Genomic DNA, 7,109 nt, shown 5'->3' on the forward strand with positions numbered 1-7,109 from the left:
GGTGGCGTGCGGCGCGGCGGGGGCGCCGGCGGCGGGCAGGGTGAAGACGGCGGCGTCCTGGCCGGCCGCCGGGGTGGCCCAGCCGGCGCGCTGCCCGGCGTAGGCGTCGCCGAACGGCGCCGACGTGCCGTTCTTCGCCTGGGTGGTGCCGGTGGGCAGGGTGAGGGTGGCCTCGACGCCGGCGGGCGCGGTGACGGTGACCGTGGTGCCGGTGCGGTAGGCGGTGACCTTGCCGGCGTCGACGGCGGCGGACCAGGCGGCGCGCTTGCGCATCTCGGTGCCGATGTCGCTCATGCGGAGGCTGACGAGCGGGGTGTTGTCGGCGAAGAGGGCCGCGTGGTCGGCGAGGACCTTCTCCAGGACCTGGTAGCCGATCCGCTCCTCGGCGAGGTTGGACTGGTGCATGAAGTGCGGGCGCGGGTCGTTGGAGAGGACGTGCCCGAGGGCGATCCGGGCCTCCAGGGGAGCGATGTAGGAGGCGAAGCCGGTCTTGGTGTCGAGCGGGGCCTTGAGGCAGGTGGTGACGGTGGAGTTCTCGCAGATGCCGCTGCCGCCGTCGGCCTTCTTGGTGTAGAGCCAGTTGTACTCGTCGGTCTGCTCGGCGGCCGTGCCCACGTTGTAGTAGACGTTCATCGGGTAGCGCGAGACGGTCAGCGCGGGCCCGGTCTGGCGCTGGCGGGGTTCCCGGGAGCTGTCGCTGGCCACCCACTTGACGCCGGTGGCGGTGAGGGCGGCGGCCAGGTTGGGGTTGTCGTCCTTCTGCTGCGGCAGGGTGCGCAGGCCGGAGTGCTCACCGGTGACGAGCTCGTCGGGGTCGACCTTCAGGCCGCGGGCGGCGGCCCAGGACAGGTTCTGGGCGATCTCCTGGGTGACCTTCTGGCCGTCGACCCAGCGGATGCGGCCGAAGAGGTCGGTGGAGCACTTCCAGGGGACGACGCTGGTGTTCTGCACGCAGCCGAGGAAGGCGTGGGTGTAGGTGTGGTTGAGCCAGCGGAAGGACTGCTGGTCGGCGACGAACCGGTCGAGCAGCGGGTCGTGGGCGCCGTCGTGGGAGGCCCGGTACTCCTCGCTGCCGACGCCGTTGTAGGCGAAGTCGAGCGGCAGGTTGTGGCTCTTCGACCACTCCCTGGCGTACTCGGCGTCGGCGGCCGTCATCCGGATCGGCGGGGCGTCGGGCGACGGGTTGCCGGGGCAGTCGACATCGCCGGGGGTGCACTTGCGCTTGCTGTCCCAGCGGTCGTCGGAGGCGAAGAGGTCGTCGACGTGGACGCCGAGGTAGGTGCGCGAGGCCCCGAGGTGGACGCCCTGGGTGAGCCATTCGACGATGCCGCGGGAGACCAGCCGGAACTGCGTCTGGTACTGGTTGGCGACGAAGGTGACGACGAGTTCGCTGCGGCCGTCGTGGGTGTACTGGCCGATCAGCGAGCCGCGCGCGGACGTGCCGGGGATGGGGGCGTCGACGTACGGGGTGAAGGTGGCGCCCTCGTCCTGCTTCTCCAGCGGGGTGGAGAGGTAGCCGTAACTCTCGTTGACGTCGGCGTCGTTGTTCTCGAAGGGGACGTTCTTCTTCAGGTAGCCGAAGGGTCCGCCGGCGCCCTCGGCGGTGACGGTGGCGGTCTTGCCGTCCAGGGGTCCGCTCCAGCCGTGTTCCTGGGCGGCGTTGAGGCCGACGGCGGGGCGGGCGTAGGTGTAGGCGTCCACCTGGCGGATGCCGAATCGTTTCTCGTAGCCGGCCAGGGCGGCCATCTCCGGCGAGCCGTCGCCGAACGGGTTGTCGTTGGGCAGGACGACGCCCTGGAACTTGGCGCGCGGTCTGCCGTCCACGGTGTCGCTGAGGTAGGCCGCGTCGATCTTCGGCCGGCCGGCGTCCTTGAGGTCGACCTTGGTGTACGGCGTGCCGGCGGTGGCGAGTTCGGCGGCGATCGCCTCGACGGCGGGCCCGCCGTCGTCGACGAGCAGAACGCGCAGGTCGACGCGGGGTGCCGGGTCGTCGGCGCGGGCGCCGGCGGCGGGCAGCGCCAGCGCCGTCAGTGTCGCGGCGGCCCAGGCCGCGAGCAGACGTGTGGAACGTGACATGGTGCAACTCCCCCCTGCTGGGACGGCGGTGACACGGCGGCGCCGTCCTCTTGGTGAAGATGTCCGCGCGGGGTGGCCGGGCCCCGGCGCGCACGGGTGGTCGAACCCCCGGTTGTTCGGTGGCGCTCGGCCGGCTCCCCACGCCGGCCGTAGTCGTCTCCCCGGCGCCCTTGGTCGAGGGCGTGGGAGCGGGGGACCACCGGGAGGCTCAGCCGCCCCTCGATCGCCCAGCCATATAGTGCGCCATGCCGGAACGCGGCGTATGTCGCACGGCCCAGGAGACGCCCGGCGTTTACGTGTGCCTGGCCGGAATCCGCCGTAGCCCGGCGGGCCGGTGACAGGACCGTAATCCTCCGCCCGTCCGCCCCGCCCGCCCGGGTGACCTGCCGGGATGTCGCGGAACCGACGTTCCGGACCCACGTCCCCCGAACATCAGTCCACTCTGCCGCGAGGGCGGCGTGTGCCGTGAGATCGGCCTGATGACAACTGTCGGATTTGCCGGGTGTGTTCGGCCTCGCGAAGTGCGACACCCGCCCCCGGTGGTCCGACGCCGGAGGGGCCCCTGCGGCCACCCGGGCATCCCGGTGCCGCTGCGACTCTTGACGCCATGACGGTTGTCATGGACATTACGCCTGCTTGGCATGGACCAACCCCACCGGGAGGCACCCCATGCGCACACACCCCCACCGTTCCCTCGCCGCCGGCTGCCGGACGCTCCTCGCGGCGACGGCCCTGCTCCTCGCGCCCGCCGCGCTCGCGGGCGGCATACCGGGCCCCGCCTCCGCGGCGCCCGGCCCCCGGCCGCCCGCCGCCACCGCGGCGTACACCCCCGACCCGGACGCTCCCCACGGCGGCCGGGTGACCGGAGCCCGTACGCCGGACCGCTCCCCCGCCCGCGACCGGGCCGTCCGCACCTTCGCCGAGGGCCGCCGCGCCGCCGCCCGCGAGGGCGGGCGGGACCGCGGACCGGACGCCGCCCTCACCCACGACTGGTGGGGCGTCTTCCCGCGCCCCGGCACCCACGACGGCATCACGGCCACCCACACGGTCGACCCCGCGTACCGCGTGCGCGACGCCGAGAACTTCACCTACGCGCCCACCACCAAGGCCCAGAACTCCTGCATGGAAGTGGTCACGGCCTACTGGCAGAGCGGCCCCGAGCTGTGGGCCTGGGACTGGTGCGGCGCGGGCGGCCCCGCCAAGGTCCTGCCCGTCGACGCCTCCTTCCTGGCGAAGTACACCCCCGGCGGCACCGCCCCGGCCGCCTACAGCGTCCAGCTGGTCCGCGAGGGCGGCTCCGGCAACACCTGGGCCGCCCACCTCTACAACCACCGCACCGCGAGCTGGGAGCTGCTCTACCGCCAGTCCGGGACGGACAAGAGCGGACTCGACCACGGCTGGGACATGTTCGAGATCTACGCGAGCGTGAACCCCGCCACCGGCATGGGCTGGTACTGCACGGAGGCCCGGAACACCGTCTTCGACAGCTCCGCGCTCAGGCTGCGCCGCAACGGCGCCTGGACCCCCGCGAGCCCGGCGGACGCGCCGTGGACCGACCCCGCCCCCGACGGCCGGGCCTTCCTCTGCCCGCCGCTGCGGTTCCTCCGTGTGAGCGCCAACGACCACTGGACCGTCCGGCAGTGAGCCGTCGCCGACCCCGCGTCGGCCCCCGCGGTCAGTCCCCGAGCGGGAAGAAGTCGACGAGGAGCATGTCCCGCACGCCCCGTTCGGCCCCCGCGGCCGGACGGATCGGCGTGACGCCGTGGAAGACCCTGCGGTCGTCCAGGACGATGGTCTCGAACGGCGTGGTCAGCAGCGCCTCGTGGACCGGCTCGCGCTCCAGGTCGTAGAGGCGCGAGTCGGCCCCCTCCACCCCCTCGCGCCGGATCAGCACCTGGGCGACGTAGCAGTGCCCGTCCTGGTGGACGCCCTCCGGGGCGGGGTGCCCCTCGGCGTCCCGGGTGGCGACGACGCGTATCTGGTGCACCCCGCAGCCGTCCATCCCCTCCCGCGGGCCGGGCAGCCGCTCCCGGAGCGTACGGACGACCGCGGCCAGCGCGGCCCCCGCGGCCACGCCCTCCGCCAGCGGGGCGAACATGCGGTCCACGCCGCCGTTCACCCGGTTCACGGCCGCGTCCTGGAAGAAGGCCGCGTGCGGCAGCCGCTCCAGGCCGCCGTTCGGAAGGATCCGGAACCTGCTGTACCGGCGGAAGCGGTACGGGGTGTCGGTGCCCAGGTGGGCGTCGGCGGGCAGGTCGTTCCAGGACTCGGTGAACAGGGTCACCGCCGCCGGCGGCAGCGCCCCGAGGGCGCCCGCCAGCAGGTCGGCGGGGAAGTGGACGAACGGGGGCGGGACGTGCCCGTCGGCCGTCCCGGGCTGCTCGGGTACGCGCAGGGACGCAGGGGTCATCGGTCTGCCTCAGCCTTCAGTGAGCCTTCGTGTGAGCGGGAGATCCTCCGTGCGAGCCGGAGGGCCTCCGCGTGAGCCGGATACCGATGACCGAGCCTACGCACGGGCGGGACGGAAGCGCAGCGTCCGGCAACTTCCGTCACACGCATCACACTTGACACACTAGTCACAGGGCGCCGCCCCTTGGGCGGCCGGGCGCCGATCCTCGCCGGCCCGGCCTCGTCCAGGACGACGCTTTTACCCTCGATGCCGTCCCGGTAAGAAATCCCGACGCCGTTGACGACGACGCCGTCGCGCTTCACGCGGGATTTACCTCATTGCCGGATTGCCGGCCGATGCGTTCCCCCGACCGGTGCGTCCCCCCGGCTTTCCCCGGCTTTCCCCGGCTTTCCCCGGCTTTCCGCCGATGTGCTTCCCGGCCCCCGTCCGCGGCCTTTTGGGCGCAAGTACCCACTTATTGGCGAACCCTTACCGCGTGGTAATCTCCGGGGCGCCGTGCTCCGGCATCTTCCCCGTGGCGACCGTGAGCGGACGTGCGTGCCGCGAGTGACCGCCATAACATGAGATCGCGGTGTATATGCGGAACCGTCCCCGGCCGTCCTCCCTCTCTCTCGGGTGAAAGCACCTTCCAGGAGGAGTCACCACCGTGGGTCTCACGTCCCAGAATCTACTGTTGCTCTTGGTGTTCATCGCGGTCGCGGTGTGCGCCCTGGTTCTGTGGCTGTGGCCGCGCGCCGCCCGCAAGGGGGTCCTGTCCTGGATCTCGCGCCTGGGCATGCTCGTCATATCCCAGGTGAGCGTCCTCGCCGTGCTGCTCGTCGCCGCGAACAACGAGTTCGGCTTCTACTCCACCTGGAAGGAGCTGTTCGGGCAGAACTCCAGCCACCAGGAGCTCCAGCCCGGCAAGCCGGGCGAGAAGCGGCCTCCCGCGCTCGAGGTGAAGGGGCAGGAGTCGGTGGGTCTGGGCCCGCGGGAGAAGGGCGGGCAGGTGGACCGGATATCCATCCGCGGGCCGGTCACCGGCCTGAGCATGGACGGGTACGCGTACCTGCCCCCGCAGTACTTCCAGAAGGGCCATGAGAAGGACCGCTTCCCCGTGATCGTGGCGGTCACCGGGCAGCCCGGCGTCTCCAGAAACCTCATCACCCAGATCAAGGTCCCGCAGGCCGCGTCGAAGCTCGTCAAGGAGCGGAAGATGCGGCCGACGATCGTCCTGATGGTCCGGCCGTCGGTCGTCGCCGACCGCGACACCAACTGCACCGACGTCCCCGGCGGCCCGCAGGCGCTGACCTTCTTCAACCAGGACCTGCCGGTCGCCGTCAACGACAAGTACCGGGCCGACAACTCGCGCGGCGGCTGGGGTGCCGTCGGCAACTCCACGGGCGGCTACTGCGCGTTGAAGATGGCCATGACCAACCCGGCCCGCTACGGCGCCGGCGCCGGCCTCTCCGCCGACTTCTTCGCCCGCCAGGACCGCGAGACCGGCGACCTCTACGCCGGCAGCAAGCAGCTCAAGAACGAGGCGGACCTCACCTGGCGCCTCGCCCACATGCCCCCGCCGCCGGTGTCGCTGCTGGTCGGCGTCAGCAAGAAGGGCGAGGAGAAGTACTACAAGCAGGCCATGCACTTCGTGGAGAAGGCGAAGTGGCCGACCAAGGTCGAGAAGCTGATGCGCGACGAGGGCGGCCACAACTTCCAGACCTGGCGCGAGGAGTACCCCGAGGTCCTCCGCTGGCTCGACCGCCAGCTCGCCGACCCGCGCTGAGCCCCGGCTTCCGGCCGGCCGGGCGCCGGAGAACCGTGACAGGTGAGCCGAACTTTCGTACGAATATCTCCCTTTCCTGAACCCGTCCCGTTCCCCGGGAACGGGAACGGACGCCGTCGCGTCCCAGCCGGTGTGGCGCGTTTGCGTGGGGTCCCGGAGCGGTTCGGAACCCCGTGCGGGAGGGGGCGTGACGGCATGGACGCCGACGGCGGCGGCGAGCGGTTTCCCCTGCTGGCCGGGCGGTACCGGCTGCTGGGCAGGCTCGGCAGCGGCGGCATGGGCGTGGTGTGGCGCGCCTTCGACGAGGTACTGGGCCGTGAGGTGGCGGTCAAGGAGGTCCGGGCCCCCGAGCACCTGCGCGAGGCCGACGTCCGGGTGCTGCACGCCCGGCTGGTGCAGGAGGCCCGAGCCGCGGCCCGGATCAGCCACCGCTCCGTGATCACCGTGCACGACGTGGTGGAGGAGCGCGGCCGGCCGTGGATCGTCATGGAACTGGTCCGCGGCCGGTCGCTCGCCGACGTCCTGGAGGCCGACGGCCTGCTGTCGCCCCGGGAGGCGGCCCGCGTGGGGTCCGCGGTGCTCCGGGCGCTCCGCAGCGCGCACGCCGCCGGGGTGCTGCACCGCGACGTCAAGCCCGCCAACGTCCTGCTCCAGGACGACGGCCGGGTGGTGCTGACCGACTTCGGCATCGCCCTCGTCGAGGGCACGGGCACCCTCACCCGCACCGGCGACGTCATCGGCTCCCCTGACTACCTGGCCCCCGAGCGCGCCCTCGGCAAGCACCCCGGCACGCCCTCGGACCTGTGGTCGCTGGGGGCCACGCTCTACGCGGCCGTCGAGGGGATGTCGCCGTTCCGC

5 protein-coding genes are annotated in these 7,109 nt (G+C 72.4%); 3 read left to right on the forward strand and 2 right to left on the reverse strand.

The genetic code is table 11. The features are described 5' to 3' along the window. Positions 1-2,076, reverse strand: a 2,076-nt coding sequence (locus JNW98_RS33725) for a hypothetical protein (RefSeq protein ID WP_223772105.1), incomplete at its 3' end; no start/stop codon positions are given. A 669-nt stretch (positions 2,077-2,745) separates the two neighbouring features. Between JNW98_RS33725 and JNW98_RS33735 the strand changes: the two genes are divergently transcribed. Then, complete coding sequence (locus JNW98_RS33735) at positions 2,746-3,720, forward strand: carbohydrate-binding protein (protein WP_223772106.1); 975 nt, start codon at positions 2,746-2,748, stop codon at positions 3,718-3,720. Between the two features lie 31 nt (positions 3,721-3,751). Here the strand turns inward: JNW98_RS33735 and JNW98_RS33740 are convergent, their stop codons facing one another. Continuing rightward, positions 3,752-4,486: a 2OG-Fe dioxygenase family protein gene (locus JNW98_RS33740; RefSeq protein ID WP_223772107.1), complete on the reverse strand. Its 735-nt coding sequence runs from the start codon at positions 4,484-4,486 to the stop codon at positions 3,752-3,754. Between the two features lie 682 nt (positions 4,487-5,168). Between JNW98_RS33740 and JNW98_RS33745 the strand changes: the two genes are divergently transcribed. Together JNW98_RS33745 and JNW98_RS33750 are read left to right on the forward strand one after the other, a co-directional pair. Continuing rightward, a complete protein-coding gene (locus tag JNW98_RS33745; RefSeq protein WP_223772109.1) occupies positions 5,169-6,251 on the forward strand; it encodes an alpha/beta hydrolase in 1,083 nt (360 codons plus the stop codon). Between the two features lie 195 nt (positions 6,252-6,446). After that, positions 6,447-7,109: serine/threonine-protein kinase (locus tag JNW98_RS33750; protein WP_223772108.1), on the forward strand; the 663-nt coding region annotated here is incomplete at its 3' end.

The organism is Streptomyces huiliensis, from assembly GCF_020037025.1.
Classification (GTDB): Bacteria; Actinomycetota; Actinomycetes; order Streptomycetales; family Streptomycetaceae; genus Streptomyces; species Streptomyces huiliensis.

Bases quoted from the DNA above. Each gene is read 5' to 3' on its own strand.
- JNW98_RS33735 (WP_223772106.1), top strand. From the start codon at position 2,746: ATGCGCACACACCCCCACCGTTCCCTCGCCGCCGGCTGCCGGACGCTC.
- JNW98_RS33740 (WP_223772107.1), bottom strand. From the start codon at position 4,486: ATGACCCCTGCGTCCCTGCGCGTACCCGAGCAGCCCGGGACGGCCGAC.